15 protein-coding genes, 1 tRNA gene, 1 pseudogene, 1 CRISPR repeat array and 1 riboswitch are annotated in these 22495 nt (G+C 38.9%); of the genes and pseudogenes, 15 read left to right on the top strand and 2 right to left on the bottom strand.

Translation table 11 applies throughout. The features are described from left to right. Nucleotides 1-2 precede the first annotated feature (2 nt). Nucleotides 3-809 (bottom strand): ABC transporter permease, encoded by an 807-nt coding sequence (locus tag ACPFYS_RS01075; protein ID WP_427877058.1) that lies wholly within the window; start codon nucleotides 807-809, stop codon nucleotides 3-5. Continuing rightward, nucleotides 799-950: riboswitch (TPP riboswitch) on the bottom strand. Its footprint overlaps the gene before it by 11 nt. A gap of 167 nt (nucleotides 951-1117) precedes the next feature. On the opposite strand from ACPFYS_RS01075, the gene eno reads away from it, so the two are divergent. The 7 genes from eno to ACPFYS_RS01040 all read left to right on the top strand — a co-directional run bounded on the left by eno (nucleotide 1118) and on the right by ACPFYS_RS01040 (nucleotide 8118). Next, the gene (eno, locus tag ACPFYS_RS01070) at nucleotides 1118-2413 is read left to right on the top strand and encodes a phosphopyruvate hydratase (RefSeq protein WP_004106847.1); all 1296 of its coding nucleotides are present in this window, start codon (nucleotides 1118-1120) and stop codon (nucleotides 2411-2413) included. Nucleotides 2414-2762: 349 nt separating this feature from the next. Continuing rightward, entirely contained in the window at nucleotides 2763-3683 is a 921-nt protein-coding gene (locus ACPFYS_RS01065) for an L-lactate dehydrogenase (RefSeq protein ID WP_427877055.1), read from the top strand. Nucleotides 3684-3882: 199 nt separating this feature from the next. After that, complete coding sequence (folK, locus tag ACPFYS_RS01060) at nucleotides 3883-4386, top strand: 2-amino-4-hydroxy-6-hydroxymethyldihydropteridine diphosphokinase (protein WP_427877054.1); 504 nt, start codon at nucleotides 3883-3885, stop codon at nucleotides 4384-4386. Between the two features lie 103 nt (nucleotides 4387-4489). Next, the gene (gene folP / locus ACPFYS_RS01055; RefSeq protein ID WP_427877052.1) at nucleotides 4490-5629 is read left to right on the top strand and encodes a dihydropteroate synthase; all 1140 of its coding nucleotides are present in this window, start codon (nucleotides 4490-4492) and stop codon (nucleotides 5627-5629) included. Nucleotides 5630-5699: 70 nt separating this feature from the next. After that, the gene (locus ACPFYS_RS01050) at nucleotides 5700-6251 is read left to right on the top strand and encodes an FtsB family cell division protein (protein WP_427877050.1); all 552 of its coding nucleotides are present in this window, start codon (nucleotides 5700-5702) and stop codon (nucleotides 6249-6251) included. 88 nt (nucleotides 6252-6339) lie between these two features. Further along, the gene (locus ACPFYS_RS01045; protein ID WP_427877048.1) at nucleotides 6340-7992 is read left to right on the top strand and encodes a DUF501 domain-containing protein; all 1653 of its coding nucleotides are present in this window, start codon (nucleotides 6340-6342) and stop codon (nucleotides 7990-7992) included. A 42-nt stretch (nucleotides 7993-8034) separates the two neighbouring features. After that, nucleotides 8035-8118: transfer RNA gene (locus ACPFYS_RS01040), tRNA-Leu, on the top strand. A 621-nt stretch (nucleotides 8119-8739) separates the two neighbouring features. On the opposite strand, the pseudogene ACPFYS_RS01035 reads toward ACPFYS_RS01040, so the two are convergent. Then, nucleotides 8740-8883: pseudogene (locus ACPFYS_RS01035) on the bottom strand (M13-type metalloendopeptidase); the annotation flags it as partial. 84 nt (nucleotides 8884-8967) lie between these two features. Here ACPFYS_RS01035 and cas9 point away from each other — a divergent pair. The 8 genes from cas9 (at nucleotide 8968) to ACPFYS_RS00995 (ending at nucleotide 22316) form a co-directional block, all read left to right on the top strand. Then, nucleotides 8968-12528, top strand: coding sequence for a type II CRISPR RNA-guided endonuclease Cas9 (cas9, locus tag ACPFYS_RS01030; protein WP_427877046.1), 3561 nt, complete (start codon nucleotides 8968-8970; stop codon nucleotides 12526-12528). Nucleotides 12529-12542: 14 nt separating this feature from the next. After that, nucleotides 12543-13451, top strand: a complete 909-nt coding sequence (cas1, locus tag ACPFYS_RS01025) for a type II CRISPR-associated endonuclease Cas1 (protein ID WP_427877044.1) — start codon at nucleotides 12543-12545, stop codon at nucleotides 13449-13451. Then, a complete protein-coding gene (gene cas2 / locus ACPFYS_RS01020; protein ID WP_004108445.1) occupies nucleotides 13448-13780 on the top strand; it encodes a CRISPR-associated endonuclease Cas2 in 333 nt (110 codons plus the stop codon). Before cas1 ends, cas2 begins: the two co-directional genes overlap by 4 nt. A gap of 50 nt (nucleotides 13781-13830) precedes the next feature. Beyond that, nucleotides 13831-14828: a CRISPR direct-repeat array (repeat unit 36 nt; unit sequence CAATTATATCAAGAATGGTAGAAGCTAATTTTCAAC). An 855-nt stretch (nucleotides 14829-15683) separates the two neighbouring features. Next, the gene (locus ACPFYS_RS01015; RefSeq protein ID WP_427877041.1) at nucleotides 15684-16667 is read left to right on the top strand and encodes a cation diffusion facilitator family transporter; all 984 of its coding nucleotides are present in this window, start codon (nucleotides 15684-15686) and stop codon (nucleotides 16665-16667) included. Nucleotides 16668-16748: 81 nt separating this feature from the next. Then, nucleotides 16749-17687, top strand: a complete 939-nt coding sequence (locus ACPFYS_RS01010; protein WP_427877039.1) for a TrmH family RNA methyltransferase — start codon at nucleotides 16749-16751, stop codon at nucleotides 17685-17687. A 59-nt stretch (nucleotides 17688-17746) separates the two neighbouring features. Continuing rightward, complete coding sequence (gene pheS, locus ACPFYS_RS01005) at nucleotides 17747-18814, top strand: phenylalanine--tRNA ligase subunit alpha (protein WP_427877037.1); 1068 nt, start codon at nucleotides 17747-17749, stop codon at nucleotides 18812-18814. Between the two features lie 3 nt (nucleotides 18815-18817). Beyond that, complete coding sequence (pheT, locus tag ACPFYS_RS01000; protein ID WP_427877035.1) at nucleotides 18818-21442, top strand: phenylalanine--tRNA ligase subunit beta; 2625 nt, start codon at nucleotides 18818-18820, stop codon at nucleotides 21440-21442. A 319-nt stretch (nucleotides 21443-21761) separates the two neighbouring features. Further along, the gene (locus ACPFYS_RS00995; protein ID WP_427877556.1) at nucleotides 21762-22316 is read left to right on the top strand and encodes an arginine repressor; all 555 of its coding nucleotides are present in this window, start codon (nucleotides 21762-21764) and stop codon (nucleotides 22314-22316) included. Nucleotides 22317-22495 lie beyond the last annotated feature (179 nt).

Genomic DNA, 22495 nt, shown 5'->3' with positions numbered 1-22495 from the left:
CATTACTCCTTCGTGTTTAATGTTCTGCTTGAGATTTTGCGACTATTCCTGCGATTTGGTATAAGAATATATTCGAAAATATTTGCTGTTATTTCGGAAGCTAAGCCAGCAAAAGCGTACAGAATTATGCAAGCCATCATTTGATCTGGTCTGAAGAATTCTTGAGCTCTCGAAAGAATATATCCAATTCCTATTGAGGAATTTACAGTTTCGCAAGTAGCTAAAGCAACCCACGCAACCGATATGCCAAAACGTAAGCCAGTCATAAAATTAGGAAGAGTACCTCGTAAAAGAATAGTTGTAAAAACTTTTAAACGTTTTACGTGATAGGCTTCAGCTAATTCAAGAAGACGAGGATCAATATTTCTAACCCCATCTCTTATATTTACGTACATAGGGCCAAATACGCCTATTGCTATAAGTACTATTTTCATAAGCTCATCTACTCCTAAAAAGATTATTAGGAGAGGTGCTAATGCTGGAAATGGTACTGAACGTATCATATGACTTGGTTTATTAAGAATAGTGTTGCCTAATTTTGTTCCGCCAGAAAGTATTCCAGCTGGAACGGCAATAACAATACCAAGTAACAAGCCTTCTGCGACTCTAGCAATGCTTATTGCTAACGATGGCAATAGTATGCCTTCGTTGTATAAATCTTGGAATGCTTGTATAACTTCCATTGGTGATGGCAATGCGCGATCATCTTTAGGAGTAAGGGTTATAACATACCAAGCAAAGATAATTGCAACTGTTGAAAGCCACGCTTTTACGCTAGCTAAGTGCTTAAAAATACAATGCTTATGCATGAGACATTCCCTTCGATAGTATTAGCTATATCAGGTTCGACGGGTATATTCTCAGCGCGTAACAGCGGTGAGAAAATTGTGTAGTTTTAATTGAAACTTTATTTATTCATCACAGTGTTAAGCGCACCCCGTGCCATGCTGTTATTATTGCCTTTGGGCGTGGACAAAATACTATATTTGGTAAATTTTGTTAATTTTTATATTTCATATTCAAAGTTAATGTATTAAAAAGCTCAGTGTGTGGAACGTCCATAAAACGCATTAATCTTAATACTGTTATCACAACCAATAAGCAATAAGGAGTAGTTGTGGCAGCTATTGAAAGCGTATATGCACGCGAAATTTTGGATTCCCGTGGAAATCCTACTGTTCAGGTTTATTTGGAGACTGAAGATGGCGCTCAGGGCATTGGTTTAGTGCCTTCTGGTGCTTCGACTGGTGAGGCTGAGGCTTGGGAGCGTCGTGATGGTGACAAGTCCCGCTATCAAGGCAAGGGCACCTTGGAAGCTGTAAAAGCAGTAAATGAAGTTATTGCTCCTAAGGTTATTGGCATGGATGCCACCGATCAGCGCGCTCTTGATGAGACCATGATTGAGCTTGATGGCACACCAAATAAGGGTAAGCTTGGCGCAAATGCTATTCTCGGTGTTTCCCTTGCTGCTCTCTACGCGGCTGCTGAGTCTGCTCAGCTTCCTTTGTACCGTTACATTGGCGGTACTAACGGTCATATTCTTCCAGTACCAAACATGAACATCATGAACGGTGGTGCTCACGCTGACTTCGCAACCGATATTCAGGAGTACATGATTTCTCCTTACGGTTTCGCAACTTACAGTGATGCTCTTCGCGCTGGCGTTGAGGTTTATCACACCTTGAAGAATGTTTTGAAGAAGGAAGGCTTGGCTACTGGTCTTGGTGATGAAGGTGGCTTCGCACCAAAGATGAAGTCCAACGAGGATTCTTTGAAGTACATCATGGATGCAATCGAAGCTGCAGGCTACGAGCCAGGCAAGCAGATTGGTATTTCTCTTGACGTTGCTTCTTCTGAGTTCTACAACAAGGAAACTGGTAAGTATCGTTTCGATGGCGAAGAGCGCGAATCTGCTTACATGCTTGATTACTACGAGAAGCTCATCAACGAGTATCCAATCGTTTCCATCGAAGACCCATTCCAGGAAGAAGGCTGGGATGATTGGGCAGAGATTACCAAGCGTCTTGGTGATCGTTTGCAGTTCGTTGGTGATGACTTGCTCGTCACCAATCCAAAGCGTTTGGCTAAGGGTATTGAGCTTGGAGCAGCTAACTCCTTGCTCGTGAAGTTGAACCAGATTGGTTCCGTTACTGAAACCCTCGACGCTATTGAGCTTGCAACCAAGAATGGCTTCACTTCCATGGTTTCTCACCGTTCTGGTGAAACCCCAGATACCACCATTTCTGATCTTGCTGTTGCTAAGAACACCGGCCAGATTAAGACTGGTGCTCCTGCTCGTGGCGAGCGTATTGCTAAGTACAACCGCTTGCTTGAGATTGAGGAAGAGCTTGGTTCTACCGCTCAGTATGCTGGTTACAGCGCATTCAAGGCTTGCAAGAAGTATATGAAGTAACTTTATACTTTTAGCTAGTTCTATTTAACGGTCAGTCGCGTTCGTGGCTGACCGTTTTTGTTTGTAATTATGTTTTGTGTTGAATGTCGTGTTATTCCGAGTTATGACGATTATGAGGTTGTAAATCAAAAAGCGTATAAGAGACACGCGCGTATTGGAAAAATATTTTTTGCTTTCAATAGCAGATATCAGTGGAATATTTACGCGTGTTTTAGCTAGTTTTATGCGAAAAGTTTAAGAAGTTTTCAAGAAAATTTTCGAAATTCAGTAAAAATTTTTGTGATTTTACTTTTATTCTCAGCTCTTTAGTGCTAATTTTGTGAAAAACCAAAACTAAGGAGAGTTTAATATGAGAAAAGTCGCAGTTATTGGTATGGGTAATGTTGGTGCTGCTGTAGCTCATCAGCTTATAATCGGCGGTCACGTTGATGATTTGTATCTTTACGACAATAACGAAGCTAAAGTTAAGGCTGATGCTATTGATTTTGAAGACTCAATGGATAATCTTCCTTTCAATGTGAACATTACTGTAAACGACTATGCAGCATTGAAGGATGTTGAAGTTATAGTCAGTGCGTTAGGTCATATTAAGCTCTTGGATGTTCCTCACCCAGACCGTTTTGCTGAACTTAAATATAATCGTAACGAAGTGGCTGAAGTTGGTGCAAAGATCAAGGAATCTGGATTCCATGGCGTTCTGATCGATATCACTAATCCTTGCGACGCTATTTGCCAGCTCTACAAGGAAGCTACTGGTCTTCCTTACGAAAGAGTTATTGGTACTGGCACTCTTCTTGATTCTGCTCGTTTGCATCGTGCTGTAGGAAAGTTCTTCGGAGTTCATCCTAAGGCTGTTAAGGGTTATAGCTTGGGCGAGCACGGTGATTCACAGTTCGTTGCATGGTCCACAGTGAAAGTGTTAGAGCAGCCAATTACTGAGCTTGCTAAAGAAAAGAACATCGACTTGGATGCTGTTGATGATGAAACTCGCGAAGGCGGTTTCACCGTGTTCTACGGAAAGAAATACACCAACTACGGTATTGCTGCTGCGGCAGTTCGCCTGGTTAATGCTGTTATGACTGATTCAAAGGAACAGATGCCAGTTTCTAACTATCGCGAGGAATATCATTCTTATCTTTCTTATCCTGCAATCGTTGGTCGTGAAGGTATTGTTGAACGCTGCCAGCTTGATCTCAATGAGGAAGAATTACAAAAATTGCAGCATTCAGCGGATACTATTTTGAGTAAAGCTAAATCGATGGCTAACTGATTGCAATTTTTAATTTTTAAATAATTTAATAGCAAAAGCCACTGTTTTCTAATTCGTTTAATTAAGCGAGTTAACAGACAGTGGCTTTTCGTATTTTTGTAACTTCTACTTATTTCTGTTTATTTGCTCGTGCGAGTCTATAATAAGCCTGATATATACTGTTTAACTACGTGAAAAAATTTCTACGATTGGGGGATAAATGAAAACTAGAGCATACATAAGCGCTGGAGGAAATATTGGGGATAGGCTTCTCAACTTGCAGAAAGCAGTAGCATTATTGCGAGAAAATGCTCATATTAGTAACATCGTAGTTTCGTCAGTTTATGAAACTGAACCAGTTGGTGGTGTTGTTCAAGACAGTTTTTACAACATAGGATTGCATTTAGATACTGATTTAACAGCTTTTGAATTATTAGATTTAATACACGACATTGAACAGCGTTTGCACAGAAAAAGAATAGTTCGATGGGGGCCTAGAACTATCGACCTAGATATTATTGATTTTGGTGGGCAGAATATTAGAAGCGAAAATCTTACTATTCCACATAAAGAAAGAGATAATCGCCGATTTGTGTTACTTCCTTTACTTGAAATTAGCGAAGACGATTCTACGTATCATGAGCTTATACAGAAAAAACTAGAAGAGACTAGCGATACCAATTGGGTTAAACCAGTTTATGGTAGCGAAGTATTTTGCGAGTAACAGAACTTAAGTAATTTTGAAACCGTTTAAATAAACATCGCTAATAAATCAAAAATAAGCAAAATAAGCAAAATAAACAAATTTTAAAAAGAAAGACAAGATAATGAAAATAACAGCTTGCAATCATATTGAGCGAAATTGTGGAAATATTTCAGAACTTGTTTTGCAGCAAAAGCTCGTTCAAGAGCAAGAATTGTTGTGCGAATGGGAAAATATTGCAGAAAGTGATATGCAAAAAGTTACTGATTTTCTTGATCATTTCGATACTTCAGTAGAGAAAAACGAGAAATCTGTAAAATTTATACTACCATTAATCGCTCTTAAAACTTTTATGAAAGAGTGTGAGAAAGAATGGCATGAAGATAATGAACTAATAGAGAGCGTAGGTGAGATAGTAAAACAAAATGCAATAGTGTGGAAAGCTGGTCGCTTCTGCTTTGATACTCTTGACAAGCCGATAGTTTATGCGATTTTAAATATCACGCCAGACTCATTCTATGACGGTGGAAAATATCAGACTGAAGAAGAAGTAAAAAATCATATCGAAGAAATAGTTGAAGCTGGAGCAGACGTTATTGAAGTAGGCGGGCAGACTACGAAACCTGGCGGTTATGTAGAAATTACTCCAGAAGAAGAAATTCAGCGCGTTATACCTGCTATTCGATACATTCACGAAAATTATCCTCAAGTTGCAGTAGCAGTAGATACTTATAAGCTGCCTGTGATGAAAGCTGCTATTGAAGCTGGAGTTGATATAGTAAACGATGTTCGTGCATTCGATAATCCAGAAAAAGTAAAACTCATGGCAGAATCTAAAGTTGGATTAGTAACAATGCACAGTAATAGAGAAACTGAATACGACAATCTTACGAAAGTAATGTGCAAATTCTTTGACGAAAATCTGCGCATGCTTACAGAAGGTGGAGTTGAGATTGACAGAATTATTCTCGACCAAGGAATCGGATATGCAAAAGTTGCGGATGGTAAGCAAGATTACACTATGATGCGTAATCTAAACCAGTTGCATCGTTTTAGAAGGCCAATACTTGTTGCTATATCTAGAAAAGGTTTTGGCAAAATATTATTTAATCTAAATAAAGAAGATCGTCTTCCGGTAACACTTGTAGCAGAAACAGCAATGTTTATGCGCGGAGGTCGTATTATTCGCGCACACGATATTGCAGAAACAAAGCAATTAGTTGAAATGGTTGATGTTATTAACCGAAGCTACTGGTTTAAATAATGAGCATAAGGCGTGATGTAAGCAAATCTTAGTTTGCATCACGTCGAATACACAAAGTAGGTTATAAGGTATGAGTTTAAGAAAGCGTCGTGTCGCACAAGCATCAGATGAAGATGATTCGCAGTCGCAGCGACGCCGATTTCTTTCTGGACCGATTATCTTGCTAGTAACAATAATTATTTTAGCTGCAGGATCTATAGAGATTGTTGCTACGATTCGCAACTATGCATTAAGCTTAGCTGAACTTCACGCATTGCAGAGAGATGAGCAAAGCTTAAAAGACAGAAAGAATTCACTACTAAATGATGTAGGTAGGTGGAAAGATAAAGCTTACGTTACTACGCAAGCGCGCGACCGTTTAGGTTTTGTTTTTCCAGACGAATTAGCTGTAAGAGTAGAACATCCTGAAGCTGTTACTGGAGTAGCTCCAAATAAGTATGCTCAAGGGAATGTGGAAGTCACTAATCACAAACCTTTACCTTGGTATAGTGATCTGATGTATAAAATGCACAAGATTGATAAGCCTAGCGATAATAGCTCTTCAGCTGCTGCTTTAGAAGAATCTATTATAGAAAGTCAAAATGCGTCACTATCTAATGTGTACAGTACGAAAAAACATTAAGTGCTTCAAAATAATTAGCCTATTGCAGCTAGATTAACTGTTCTTAAAATTTGTAGCCGAGTTCAAAAAGCGTAAGTCAGGAGTAGTAATGTTAGAAAATCGCAATGACGCAACTAAACAAAATTATGAGATCTCTAATTTTTCGCCTGAAGATATTGTAAAACGCATACTAAATGCTCCGGCTACTAAAGAAGAACGCGATATCGTAGAAAAACAATTAGGAAGATTTCCGCGCGGAATGGTAGCAGTTGGAGCAAGATGCGTATGCGGTAGGCCATTAGCCGTAATAACTCGCCCATGTTTAGAAGATGGAACACCATTTCCAACAACATGCTATTTAACAAGTCCTGAAGCAGTAAAAGCTATATCTCATATAGAAGCCGAAGGTCTTATGCGCAAGTATAACGAAATGCTAAAAAATGATGAGAGTTTAGCGAAACAGTATGAAAAAGCTCATCAATATTATTTATCTTTCAGACACGCGCTCGCAGTAGCTTTGGGAGATAGTGAAGAGCATATTAGTACTATGAGTGCCGGCGGTATGCCTGTTAGGGTTAAATGTTTGCACGCTTTGCTAGCTCAAACACTTGTTATGGGTAAAGGTATTAATCCTATTGGAGATCTTGCGTTAGAGTGTATAAGTGATGAGTTTGATCCTAAAGTTTGTCGCTGCTCAACACCGTGGAGTGACGATGCTGGTATGGAAAATTTGCATTTTAATAAAACTGAGAAGGTGCATGCTATGAAATCGGCTTGCGTTGCTGCAATCGATTGTGGAACAAATTCTATAAGACTAAAAGTAGCTTTAGTAGACGAGAATGGTATGAAAGATATTGTTCCTCGTATGCTAAGAGTTGTGAGATTGGGTCAAGGAATTGACGAAACTCACCGTTTTGCTGATGAAGCTTTGCAGAGAGTGAAGGCAGCTGCAAAGGAGTTTGCGAAAGTTTTGCGAGAAAATCCTGTCGATGCTATCAGATTTGTAGCAACTTCAGCAACGCGTGATGCAGAAAATCGTGAGATTTTTGAAGACATGATGCTTAAAGAGCTTGGAGTGAAACCTGAAGTTATAAGCGGCAATGAAGAAGCTGCTTTGAGTTTCTTAGGTGCTACAAGTGTTGTATCTCGTTGCGAGCTTCAAGCGCCTTACCTTGTTGTTGATTTAGGTGGTGGTTCCACTGAGATGGTTCTTGGTGGAGATGGCAAAAATGCTAGCGTTGATGAGGTGACTGCCGCTTACTCTATGAATATTGGTTCTGTTCGAATGACAGAGCGTCATTTGCACACTGATCCTCCTACACAGGAAGAAATAGATGAAGCTGTATCTGATGTAGATAAGAATATTGATGAAGCTTTGAAGGTTGTTCCTGTAGGTCGTGCTCGTACAATTATTGGAGTATCTGGAACAGTTACAACCATGGCTGCTTTAACAATGGGGTTGAAGCATTATGATCATAGCGCTGTAGATGGTGTAAAAATCGGCTTAGAACAAGCATATATGGTAAATGATCGTTTCTTGCGCATGCCTCGCGATTTGCGTAGAACTTACGCAACTATACATCCAGGACGAGTGGATGTTGTTGGTGGAGGCGCAATTGTGTGGAGTAGAGTACTTGAGCGCGTAGCAAAAGCTGCATACGAGGATCATGGTGGAGTAATTGATACTTTCGTTGCAAGCGAGCATGGTTTGCTTGATGGTATAACGCTTGATTTAGGTCGTAAAGTTCTCGCCACACGCTGAGGTTGTTCTTTAGTGAAATATATGGCATAATAAGTGTCTGTTGCCCCCGTGGCGGAATTGGCATACGCATCAGACTTAAAATCTGACGCCCTTACGGGCTTGTGGGTCCGAGTCCCACCGGAGGCACAAATAAAACGCTACACAGTTAAATAGCTGTGTGGCGTTTTTGTTTATTCGTATTTCTTGCGCACTTGCCGGGTTATAGGCCAAAAAGTGTGTAAAGCTAAGCTGATGAATATTCTGTGGGTATAATCCACAGCCTCAACACTGTTAAAAACTCAGTTAACGAACTGAGAAAGTAACGGTAAAACGCAAAATACTGTTAAAAATTCAGTTAACGAACTGAGAAAGTAACGGTAAAACGCAAAACACCGTTAAAAATTCAGTTAACGAACTGAGAAAGTAACGGTAAAACGCAAAATACTGTTAAAAATTCAGTTAACGAACTGAGAAAGTAACGGTAAAACGCAAAATACTGTTAAAAATTCAGTTAACGAACTGAGAAAGTAACACTCAAGCAGAATTGTTTTAAATATTCATACATTCTTGCTTCGATGCACAAGAGCCTAAAGAAATAGTCAACATTCGATATACTATTAGCCCTACTGTCGTAAGGGCTATGAGCTTATTACTTACACACTTTTTGGCCTATAACCCCATATATTCACAATGGAATGTTACTAATGTAGCATTCCCATTATGTTTCTTTACAATAAGTAAATTATTTACGCGTTATTTATGCGTTATCTACGCGCTACAATCACGCGCGTTTTGCGACTTACCAAAATGTGTGCGCTCAGCAGGGTCGAGCCACATCTCGTCGCCTTCTTTAACATCGAACGCATCGTAGAACAAATCCACATTTCTAGCAATGTCGTTAGTGCGGCATTCTTGTGATTAAGCTCATGCTATGTTATAGATATTTATTACGCGAAAATCTATAGATATTTATTTTATTTATATAAATAATTGATTATGATTTTATATATGGAAGGCAATATTTCTTATGCTATCGGCATTGACGTCGGTTTAAATTCAGTAGGTCTTGCTGCAATTCGCTTGGATGGTTACGGGGAACCTATAAGAATACTTAAAGCTATGAGTGTTATTCATGATGCTGGTATTGATCCAAATGGGGCAAAAGAATCTGATACTCGTAAAGCAATTTCTGGTGTTGCTCGGCGTGTGCGCAGATTATATCGTCAGCGCAGACGTCGTTTGCGGAAACTTGATTTTCTATTGCATTCATTGGGTTGGCCTGTTGTTGAAAACAAGGATTTAGATTTTTCTGATTCGTTTATTCCATGGATTTTTCGTGCAAAACTTGCTGATGAATATATTGCGGATGAAGAACAACGTAAACAAATGTTAAGTGTTGCAATTCGTCATATTGCTCGACATCGTGGTTGGCGCAATCCTTATCAGTCAATAAAGTCAATGATGCAAGAGACTGAGTATTCTGAATTTTACGATGAGTTGCTAAAAAATATTGAAAAGTTTGCGCCAGGAGTAGGTTGTGAAGGTTGTACCCCTGCGCAATTAGTACGCGATTATCTTTTATCACAACAAGGTAAACCCTCACGTCGTTTACGTATAACTACAGACGATAAAAAGGAAGATCATCCAAACTCATTAGATCCTGTTTTACCACGTAAGCTAATGCAAAGTGACAGCATGCTTGAGATTCTTAATATTTTCAATGTGCAACATATTGATGACAAGTATGTTAGAGAGCAGATTATTAATGCTGTTTTTTATGCGAAATCTCCGCGTGGTTCTGCAGAAAATCGTGTTGGCAAGGATGCTATAACAGGAAAGGGTAAGCGTGCACTAAAGGCATCGTTAGCGTTTCAGAAATATCGAATCATATCTACTATTTCTAATCTTCGCATAAGAGAAAATTCAAAAGAACGTTGTTTAACAATAGAAGAAAAGCAAAGTGTTTATAAATTATTAACAACTTCGACTTATGAGTCTTCAAAAGAGAAAGGCTCTGAAGCGCCATTATATACTTGGATTGATGTAGCTGATTGCCTAGGAATTGAACGCTATAAGTTGCGTGGAGTAGGATCACAAATAGGAGATGGAGAATCTGTTGGTAATCGTCCGCCAATGTTGAATAGTGAGTTATCTATTATTTATGCGAAGGATGAATCTTTAAAGAAATGGTGGTTATCTGCTAATCGTACGCAAGAAGATAAAGAAGCTCTTATTGAGATATTGAGCAACACTGTAGACATAGAATCAATTCATGATAATCCTGAATATCAAGATAAATACGGTTCAGCAATAGCGTTTATTGATTCAATGGATGAAACAGAAATTGCGGCATTGGAAAATATTTCATTACCTGATGGTCGTGCTGCTTATAGTTTGGAAACATTAGATAAGCTCAATAAACAAATGCTTGAAACTGATGATGATTTATTTGAAGCGCGTAAAAAGTTATTTAATTTACCAAATAATTGGCATCCAGCTGAAGCTCCTATTGCAGAACCAACAGGTAATCCTTCAGTTGATCGAGTATTGAAAATTGTGCATCGATTCCTTATAAGTGCTAAAAATCGTTGGGGTAATCCTGAACGTATTAATATTGAACATGTTCGTTCTGGATTCAAATCTAAAAAAATGGCGAATTCATATAAGGAATTATTAGATAAACGAACCAAAGGTAAAGAAAATCTTAAAGCAATGATGCGGAATTCTTTGCATTTGGGCACGAATGATTCCATTTCAGATGCAGATATACGCCGTTATGAGGCTGTTCAACGTCAGAATGGTCAATGTTTGTATTGTGGCTCGGAGATTACTTATCATACTTGTGAGCTAGACCATATTGTTCCGCGTAAGGGGCCAGGTTCTACGAATACTCGTGAGAATTTAGTTGCTACTTGCTCATCGTGTAACGCGCAAAAGTGTAATACTCCTTTTGCAACTTGGTGCGAGCAATCTACATATTGTAAGAATCATGATATTAGTGTAGATTCTGCTATTAATAGGGTTCGTGCTTTTATTTTCCCTCCTAACTCATACGACAAACGCGGTGCTAGCCAATTCAAAAAAGAAGTTATAGCTCGATTGAAGCAAAAGGTTGGTGATGAAGCGTTCGATAATCGTTCTATTGAATCGGTTGCATGGATGGCAAACGAATTGCATCGTAGAATTGATTGGTATTATAATTCGCAGAATTATCAAACAAACAATGGTATTTCCGATATAAGTAATAAAGCTCAAACAAATGTTGGAGTTTATGCTGGGTCTCTTACTGCTATAGCAAGAAAAATGTCTGGAATTGACGGAAAACTGGAGTTCTTTGATGGTAGAAGAAAAACTCGTTTTGATAGACGCCACCATGCAGTTGATGCATCAGTAATTGCAATGATGACTCCAGGAATAGCTCAAATACTTGCAATTAAATGCAATCTGCGTGAAACACAGTTATTGCAAGGCAATAAAGTGGTTCCTGGTGGTATTGATTGGAGAGAATATCCAACGGCTAATGATCAAGGATATCAGCAATATGCTAATTGGTCTGTTCATATGAATGTGTTATTGGAACTTCTTAATGAAGAAATGAGAGCTGATCGTATTGCTGTGGTTAATTCTATTCGTTTGAGATACAGTAATTCTTCTGTTCACCAATATGAGGTAAATGCATTATTGAAGTTGCATGTCGGTGATGAAATCGACAGTGAAACAATCCGACGTGCTTCTACTCCTGCACTTTATTGTGCTTTGACAAGGAATCCTGATTATGATGTAAAAAATGGTCTTCCTAAAAATCCAAATAGAACTATCCTGTTGCATAATAAGAAGCTAAATGCTGATGATTCGATTACTTTTTTCAAAGCACAAGCAGTGCAGCTTTTCGTACGAGAAGGTTCTGCAAAGATTGGTAATTCTACCCACCATCTACGTATTTATGAATGCTCTGAAAAGTTGAAAAGTGGGAAAATTAAAAAATCTTATGGAATGATTCGTGTATTTCAAAATGATTTGCACAGACATATTCATGAAGATTTATTCTCGTGTGATTTGCCTGAGCAATCTATCTCAATGAGATATGCTGATACGAAAGTCGCTCATGCTGTGCAAACAGATAATGCTAATTATCTCGGATATCTTGTGCCTGGCGATGAGATTATCGTTGATTTTAGTCATGCTAAATTATCAGAAAATATAGGTACATTTGTAGAATTCCTAAACAAGATAGGAGCAAATTGTGCAGCATATAACCATTGGGTGGTTGTGGGTACGGACGATAAAACAACTTTGATACTTAAACCATCGATGATTTCTTCTGAAGGAATTGACAAGTTGTATTCGAATTGCAAGCGCAATAACTTTGATTATTCTTCTTATGAAAAATCTATTAATGAGATTCTAGTTGGTAAAGGTTGGCGTGTTTCGGTTAATGTGTTGGCCAAGTATAACACAGCAACTATTCGACGTAATGCGTTAGGTGAAGTGCGTTGGACATCGCATTCGCATTTACCTATTTCTTGGCGTTGGGATACTGGAGAAAATAGAGAATAGAGAATAGAGGAATTATGCAGAATGCTTGGCGTGTGATTGATTGCACTAATTTACAAGGTGAATTACGGTATATTCGCGGTAGGATTTTAGTGTGTGATCACGCATTAGAGCAGAAAGTTGAAATTCCGCTAGCAGAAACGGCAATATTACTTATTGGTCTGCATTGTAATTGTTCTGCAGGTCTACTTCATCAGTGTGCTGAATATGGTACTTGCGTAATGACCTGTGATTGGCGGTGTGTTCCTATCAGTGCTATGCATTCGTGGACCAATGTTCCTACGAGAATTACAGTTCGTCAATTGTCTCAGGCAACAATGAGTGTTCCTCGAAGAAAAGCAGCGTGGGCTCAGATTGTTCGCGCGAAAATACGTGGACAAGCAGCTTGCCTCGATTTATTAAATAAAGAGGGAGGTGGATTATTACGAGGACTATCTAATACTGTTCGTTCTGGAGATATAACGAATAGGGAAGGCCAAGCTGCTCGTGAATATTGGAAACGTATTTTTCCAAAGGAAGAAGATTTTCATCGTAAACCAGGGTCTGGCCAAGATAGGAATGCTTTACTTGACTATGCTTACATGGTGTTGCGTGGTTTCTCCATTCGTGCAGTTCTATCTGCTGGCCTTAATCCAACAATGGGTATGAATCATCATAATGGTACCAATTATTTCTGCTTAGCAGATGACATAATTGAACCATTTAGACCAGCTGTTGATTATGCTGTTTCAAAATTATCGTTCTCAGATACTCCAAATGATAAAGCAGTTAAAAAGTATTTAATCGACAGTGTTAATCAACAGTTTAATGGTTCTGGACATACGATTCCTAGTGCCTTATCTGATTTAGCTCAATCATATGGTATTTATGTGGAAAAAGACGTGGAAGAATTTCAAGTACCACAATTCGTAAGGAGTGAATTATGAAAGTCGATGAGGACAGTGGTGGCATGTGGTGTTTAGTAATGTTTGATTTACCAGTGAAAACAAAAGTAGAGCGTCATGCTGCAACTGTATTTCGCAATATGCTGCTTGATATGGGATATGCAATGGTGCAATTTTCTGTATATGTTCGTTATAGTCCCACTCAAACAGGAAATAGAACTTCAGTAAAAATAATTAAGGATAATCTTCCGCCGCGTGGATCTATACGCATTTTACATGTCAGTGATCATCAATGGTCATCTGCGCAACGTTATTACAATGCCAGGCAAGAAAAGAAAGAAGAAACCCCAGATATCGCTATGCTTTTTTAATCGTAAAAAGTTTTATAATAGTTGAAATTCTACCATTCTTGACGATATACCAATTATATCAAGAATGGTAGAAGCTAATTTTCAACATAGGTTTCGCGTAACATACTGTTTAGACAATTATATCAAGAATGGTAGAAGCTAATTTTCAACATAGATAACTGTATTAAAGATAGTAAAACAATTATATCAAGAATGGTAGAAGCTAATTTTCAACATATCGTCGCAGTTATTTCGTAGCACCTCAATTATATCAAGAATGGTAGAAGCTAATTTTCAACAACGCGTACATTGGTGTACGATACCGTGCCAATTATATCAAGAATGGTAGAAGCTAATTTTCAACTTTCTTTTCTTCTAAAGCCTGCTTGTAACAATTATATCAAGAATGGTAGAAGCTAATTTTCAACAGGCGTGCGTGGATCCCAACGTATGCAACAATTATATCAAGAATGGTAGAAGCTAATTTTCAACTACGTCGACCATTAATGTTTCCGGGAATCAATTATATCAAGAATGGTAGAAGCTAATTTTCAACGTACTTGACTGATGCGCGCATGCATTATCAATTATATCAAGAATGGTAGAAGCTAATTTTCAACGCCTTTCTTAGCTCTAAAATCGTAGTCACAATTATATCAAGAATGGTAGAAGCTAATTTTCAACTCGATGGGTATAAGAAAAGGGACGGCGTCAATTATATCAAGAATGGTAGAAGCTAATTTTCAACAAAATGAGCAGTGAACTCACTATTAGCGCCAATTATATCAAGAATGGTAGAAGCTAATTTTCAACAGACTTACGCCTCTTAGGCAGCGTAAATCAATTATATCAAGAATGGTAGAAGCTAATTTTCAACAGACTTACGCCTCTTAGGCAGCGTAAATCAATTATATCAAGAATGGTAGAAGCTAATTTTCAACGCATCGTACTATTTGGGTGCCAGCGACACAATTATATCAAGAATGGTAGAAGCTAATTTTCAACGATGGCACAAGCTCACACAGAGCGAACACAATTATATCAAGAATGGTAGAAGCTAATTTTTTGTCTATAACCCTAATTTTCAACGAATAAATAAAAACGGGGAAGCTAGAAAGCTTCCCCTGCAGTGATAATCATCAAAACTGCTGAGCAATCAAACTGGATAACAAGTCCAGTCTTATTGAAAATTAGCACTTTTAATATATCATTTTTAAGAAATAAAAAACAAGTGAACTTTTTTAAGTTTTGCTAAAAAATTTAAAAAGTAACCTATTGATATAATCAATAGATAGTGTAGTTGAAAATATTTTTACTTTCCTCATGTGTGCGTTTTCTAAAAAGTGTCTTTTGCGAATGTATGTAGGGTTATAGGCCAAAAAGTGTGTAAAGCTAAGCTGATGAATATTCTGTGGGTATAATCCACAGCCTCAACACTGTTAAAAATTCAGTTAACGAACTGAGAAAGTAACGGTAAAACGTAAAACACCGTTAAAAACTCAGTTAACGAACTGAGAAAGTAACGGTAAAACGTAAAATACTGTTAAAAATTCAGTTAACGAACTGAGAAAATAACGGTCATGAGACACTAATGCAGCGCGCCATCTGCGCGAGGGTCTCTAAACAGTTAACTAGAGACCATAATGCAGTGAGCCATCTGCGCGAGGGTCTCTAGACAGATTCGATTACCGCAAAACGCTTGTAATGCAATGCATGAGGCATGATTTCTTACACACTTTTTGGCCTATAACCCCACTTGCCTATAAATTTTGGATTATGTTGATAGCGTGTGATTACATAGTTGTAGATGTGAGATGTGTAGCAATTTTAAACCCCGGCTTTGGCTGGGGTTTATTGCTTATAAGGAAAAATGCGAATGATATTGAGAAATAATATCGTTCTAATATTTTATGGAGGCTAGTAAGTGCATAATCAAAATGCTGAAAATCAACATAATAATTACGTTACGTACAACCCTAACGCAGCATCCCAAGAAGCAGCATCAAAAGCCAGTCATGCACATCAGCACAGGCTATCTTGGACTTTAGCTCTTACTTCCATAGTATTTATTGCTGAAGTTGTTGGATCTTTCTTAACAAATTCTCTCGCATTGTTAATTGATGCAGGACATATGCTTACAGATATTTCAGTTCTTATAGCATCCACTGTAACCGCAGTTTTGATGCGCAGAACTCCTAATAGTAAGCGCACATGGGGGTGGGCGCGACTTGAAGTTATTACTGCTGCCGCTGGAGCTGTAGTTTTATTAATAGTTGGTATTTATGCTTTTGTAGAAGCTGGGATGCGTCTTTTTGGAAATTCTCACGACGAAATTCATGATGTAAATCAGCTACTATTCTTTGGCATTCTTGGTTTAGCTGCTAATATTGGTTCCCTTATAATTCTTATTTCCCAATCTCAAGACAATATGAATATGCGTGCGGCATTTCTTGAAGTTATGAATGACGCATTGGGATCTGTGGCTGTAGTTATTTCTGCAATAGTTATGCTAAGTACCAATTGGGCTGGGTTTGATGCTGTAGCTGGTGGAATTATTGCCATTATGATGATTCCAAGAGCATTAAACTTGTTGCATAAAGCAATAAAAGTACTTTTGGAACAGACTCCTGAAGGTCTTGATCTTAATAAAGTTCGTGAACATTTAGAAAACGTGCAGCATGTTATTGCTGTTCATGATTTGCATGCAAGTACTGTTTCTACAGGAATGCCTATTTTTATGGCTCATGTAGTTGTGGAAAAAGATTTAACAATTGAGCAGTGCGCTACAATTCTTTCTCAGCTTCAAGATTGTCTTCGTGAACATTTCCCGGTTTCAATATCTCATACCACATTCCAATTGGAGCCAGAAGGATATACAACGCCTAGTACTTCTGAGCACCACGAGTAGAATGCAAAATTGTGTTTATTTTAGCTGTGTGTAAATCTTGTAGTTATACGTTTTAGCAACATATAAAGTAGAGTGAGTTGTATGCCTATAAAAGATGCAATGAATAATCCTCACAGTGATAGAGTGAAAAGAATTTTAGCATTACAAAAATCAAATACACGAGATGCGAGTCGTTTTCTTATTGAAGGACCACAAAACGTTCGAGAAGCAGTTAAATATGCAAGTGATGCAATAACTGATATATATGTTCTAGAAGACGCTGTTGGGTATGTTTCGGAAAGTTATGAGAGTAACGGAAGTTTAGCAAATCATACTCTTCAAACTTTGCGTAAAATTGTTGAAGATTCGCTTGAAAAACAGTGTTACGTTCATCCTGCTAGTGCAGAAGTAATGCGCAAAATTAGTCCTGATTCTCAGGGCATAGTTGCAGTTGCGAAATCTGATTTTATGGAAAATAGGTGGAACGCTTCTTTAGAAAAATTAAAAAATAGTAGCGAAAATAGTAGCGAAAATATTTTTGAAAATAAAAAATCACGTTTCGCTTTATGCTGGCAGGTAAGAGATCCGGGTAACGCTGGGGCAATTATTAGAGTCGCGGATGTAGCTGGGTGTGATGCAGTAATATTCTTGGACGATTGCGTAAGTAGGTGGAATACTAAGCTTATTAGATCTACTGCAGGATCTCTATTCCATATTCCTGTTTCTACTATGAGCGTAAATGAGTGGTTTGAGTTTGCAAATAAGCGCAAAGTTTACACCGTTGCAGCAGATGTGTACGGTACTGAATCAAAAAAACCTATTTACTTACCTGATCTTTTAGCACAAGCTGATTTAGATAAAAAGTCGATTGCTATACTTTTTGGCAATGAAGCTCGAGGATTAACTAAAGAAATTTTAAATAGAGTAGATGAAATTTCTATGATACCAATCTATGGAAAAGCTGAATCAATGAATTTAGCTACAAGCGCAGCGGTAATGTTAATGTGCGTAGCTATGTCGAGTCATAAGCGAAAAATGTAGGGGTGGGAAGTATTGAAAACAGGCGTTTTCTAACGCATAACACAGATAGGAAGGGTGCTGTGACTACCAACAAACCGTTCGATGCTGATGTGGTAACAAAGGCGGTAAAAGAAGGTATTACTGCTGTTAAAGCTGCCAAAAGCATGGATGATATAAAGGCAGTTAAAACTAAGTATGCTGGTGCGCAATCGGTTATGACCCTTGCAAGCAAGGCAATTGGTGACTTGCCGGCAGATAAGAAGAAGGAAGCTGGAAAGGTTCTTTCACAGTTACGCGCTGATTTTGGGCGTGCTTTCGCTGAAGCCTCTCAACGAGTAAAAGAAGCTGAGGAAGCTCGTATGCTTGCCGCCGAGACGGTAGATATGACTCTTCCAGTGAATCGTAAGCCTTTGGGTGCTCGCCATCCGATTGCTCGTATTATTGAAGATTTCGAAGATTTCTTCGTTTCTATGGGTTGGCAGATTTCTGCAGGTCCTGAAGTTGAAACTGAATGGTTTGATTTTGACGCTTTGAATTTTGGACCAGATCATCCTGCTCGTCAAATGCAAGATACTTTCTATGTTCAAGGTAATCAGGCAAAAGATGCTGCTGGCTTTGTTGGATCCAATATGGTTCTTCGCACACAAACTTCTTCAGATCAGGTGCGTGCGTTAATTGAACGTGGTGTTCCTCTTTATATTGCTTCTCCTGGGCGAGTATTCCGTACTGATGAGCTTGATGCAACGCATACCCCAGTTTTCCACCAGTGCGAAGCTTTAGCTGTTGATAAGCATTTAAGCATGGCTGATTTAAAGGGTGTTCTTGACCGTTTGGCTGTTGCAATGTTTGGTCCTGACGCAAAAAGTCGTTTGCGACCAAGTTACTTCCCATTCACTGAACCTAGTGCTGAGCTTGATCTGTGGTTCCCAGATAAAAAGGGTGGCCCAGGTTGGATCGAATGGGGCGGATGTGGAATGGTGAACCCTAATGTTCTTAAGTCTGCTGGACTTGATCCGGATGTTTACACTGGCTTTGCTTTCGGTGTAGGTCTTGAGCGTACTCTTCTGCTCCGTCACGATATTAATGATATGCATGATTTGGTTGAAGGCGATAAGCGCTTCAGTGAACAGTTTGTAATGGGGGAATAGCTCATGCCAATGGTAGATATTGACTGGCTCAAAGATCACGTAAATGTGCCAGAAGGTTTAACTTACGATCAGCTTGCTAAGGATTTGGTTCGAGTTGGTCTTGAAGAGGAAGAAATTCACACTTCACAAGTTGCAGGTCCTATTGTTGTTGGATATGTTGTTGATGCTACTCCTGAGCCGCAAAAGAATGGCAAAGTAATCAACTGGTGCCATGTTGATGTTGGCGAAAAGTACAATGATGTTGACGAAAAAGGCAATAAGGTTCCTCGTGGCATTATTTGTGGCGCTCCAAACATGGCTGCTGGTGAGAAAGTTGTTGTAACACTTCCTGGTGCTGTTCTTCCTGGAGATTTTAAAATAGAACCTCGTAAAACGTATGGTCACATTTCTAACGGAATGTGTGCTTCTGAGCGTGAGCTAGGTTTAGGAGATAGTCATGATGGCATTATTCTTCTTAGACATTATGGTTTTTCTCAAGCAGAATATGAAGAATTGCAGCCTGGTGATGACGCTATAAGCTTGCTTCACTTAGATAGACCAATTTTGGAGATTAACATTACTCCAGATCGTGGCTACGCTTTCTCGTATAGAGGTGTTGCTAGGGAATATCACAATTCTACCGGTGCTCGTTTTACTGATCCTGTAACAATACTTAATAAGCAGATTCCTGTTGTTACTGGTATTCCTGCAGGTGAGTCTTCCGATATTGATGTAAGCATTGAAGACGATAATCCAATTCATGGTGTTGTAGGATGCGATCGTTATTACGCTCGTGCAGTTCGTAATTTTAATCCTGCTGCGTGCTCCACTAATTGGATGCGTCGCCGTTTGGTTCGTGCTGGTATGAGAGGTATTTCTCTTGCAGTTGATATTACGAATTATGTAATGCTTGATTTAGGTCAGCCGCTTCACGCATACGATCTTGATAAGATTGAAGGTCCTATTGTAGTGCGTAGAGCGCGTGCAGGTGAGCATCTTACTACTTTAGATGGTAAGGATCGTGAACTTAACGTAGAAGATTTAGTTATTTGCGATTCTCCAAGTGGTAATCATGGTTCTCGAATACTTGGTTTGGCTGGCGTAATGGGAGGCATGTACGGCGAAGTCACTAGCGAAACTAAGAATGTTCTTATTGAAGCAGCTCATTTTGATCCGGTTTCTATAGCTCGTACTGCTCGTCGTCATAAGATTCCTTCTGAAGCTTCTCGTCGTTTTGAGCGTGGAGTAGATACAGCTCTTCAGCCTGCCGCAGCTCAAATGGCTGCTAATTTCCTCGCTGATTTTGGCTCAGGTGAGCCTTCTGAACATCCAAAAGATGTGAACAACATTTTGCCTCGCGATGTTATTGTTTTCAAAGCTGATGAGGTTAAGCGTGTTGCAGGTTTGGATGTTGATTTGAATCGCATCAGTGACATTTTGACTGATATTGGTTGCTCTGTTGCTGGCGGTGGCAACGGCGAGTTTTCGGTTACACCTCCTACTTGGAGGCCTGATTTGAATGCTCCATGTGATTTAGTTGAAGAAATTGCTCGACTTGTAGGTTATGATGAGATTCCTGTAAAAGTTCCTGCCGTTCCTGTAACTGGTCGTACTGGTTTAACTAAAGAACAGTCTACTAGACGAGCAGTTGCTTACGAATTGGCTGAAATGGGTTTGGTTGAATCCTTAAGCTATCCGTTTGTCGGAGAAGAAGATATCAAAGATTTCCGCGAGGATGTAAAAGTTATAGATCCTATTAGCGTTCGCATTGCAAATCCGCTTGCAGGTGATCGTCCTTGGCTTCGCAGATCTGTTTTGATGACTTTGGCAACTACAGTTCGTAGGAACTTGCGTCGCGGTCTCACTGACGTTTCCCTCTATGAGCTTGGTCATGTGTATTTTGCTGACCCTAATGCTCCTGCAATTCCAGCTTTGCCTGGGTCTGTACGCCCGTCTGACGCGCAGCTTAAGGCTTTGGATGATGGTCTTCCGGATCAGCCTCTTCATGTTGCAGCTCTTCTAACTGGTCATGCTGAAGAGTCTGGTTGGCTTGGAACTCATCGTGATGTTGATTGGAGCGATGCTGTTGAAGCTGTTAACCGTTTAGGTAAGCGAATTGGCGTTGAGTTTGTTCTTCGTCAGCCTGCTTCTAAAGACGTTCCTTCATCTTGGCATCCTGGCCGTACTGCAATGGTTTATGTACCGGTTGATAATGGCGAAGATGTGAATGTTGGTATTGTTGGAGAGTTGCATCCTCAAGTGAATGAGGCTCTTGATTTGCCACAACATTCTGCAGCTTTTGAGCTTGATTTAACTGCTATGTTTAAGTCTATTGATTTGAAACCAGTTCAAGCTAAACCAATTTCAACTTTCCCACCAGTAAAGCAAGATTTTGCGTTTATTGCTCCTTCTACTCTTGCTGCTCGTGATTTACGAGATGCTATTGTGAAGGCTTCTGGCGATCTTTGTGAATCTGTCGAACTTTTCGACGTTTATGAAGGCGATCAGCTTGATGAAGGTTTGCGTTCTCTTGCTTACTCTGTTACTTTCCGTGCTGCTGACAGAACTCTTTCTGGAGATGAAATGGATGCAGTAAGAGAGTCAATTACGAAAGCTGCTGCTGATTTGAACGCAACGTTACGCGTATAAACTATTTTAAGTTTTCTTAATTAGTTTTATGCAGATTGTTTAGCTATTTATGCGACTGTTATGTTTCGCTTTTTGCGAATTCTAGCAGTCGCATTATTTTTTATTTATTATTTTTTGTATAGTAACTTATTGGGTTTTGTATGAATATTTATATTTATACCCGCGGTAGGGTTCTTATTATTATGCAACACGCCGTATAATACTGAACGTACGACGGTTTGTGCAAAATATGTGAGGATTGTATATTCACAAGATGTTTATGCGTATATTTATATTCAGGTTATTGGGGTATGACATTGAAAGGTTTTGAATAATTATGATGAATTCTAATAAGAATGGAGATAATAGCATCAGTGAAGAGGATTCTGATAACTTTACTGCAAAACAACAGCGTCCTGTAACTAAAGCTGCTCGATTAAACGCTATTGAGCAAGCACTTATGAACGAAGTTATTACTTCTCAGTCACAGTTAGCTAGGGTATTGGCTCGGCATGGTTTTGATGTTACTCAAGCTACTTTGAGCCGAGATTTGGATGAAATAAATGCTGTCAAAATCCGTTTAACTGACGGAAGAATTGCGTATGTTTTAGGTGATGGTACAGGAAACCGTTTTGCTGTAGATACAGTGCGTATCGATCAGCAAGTAGCGCGTGTGCTTTCTGGTCTTATTACTGAAGTTGGGCATGCAAATAATATTGTAGTTATTCATACTCCTTCTGGAGCTGCGCAATATGTTGCTAGTGTTATAGATCGCCAGCCTTTAAGGGGAATTTTAGGATCTGTTGCTGGCGACGATACAGTAATTATGGTTTGTGTATCTAATGAGGAAGCAGAAAATAGAGCAGATTGGCTTCTTTCTGTAGTTTCGCGATAATTTGAAGATTTTAATATAAAATTTTACATATTTATTCAACGGTAGATTTTCGTTATTTCTTGCGTAAATCTACCGTTTTTATTTTTCAAAATATTATTTCTTAGTATTTTCAATGCTTTGTAATATTGATTTTTATTTTTTATATTTAATTATATTGATTTTATCCAGGTTGTATAATA

This window comes from Gardnerella sp. 2492, assembly GCF_050320365.1.
In the GTDB taxonomy this organism is placed as follows: domain Bacteria; phylum Actinomycetota; class Actinomycetes; order Actinomycetales; family Bifidobacteriaceae; genus Bifidobacterium.
Note: the sequence above shows the minus strand (reverse complement) of the source record. Positions and strands in the feature narration are given on the sequence as shown.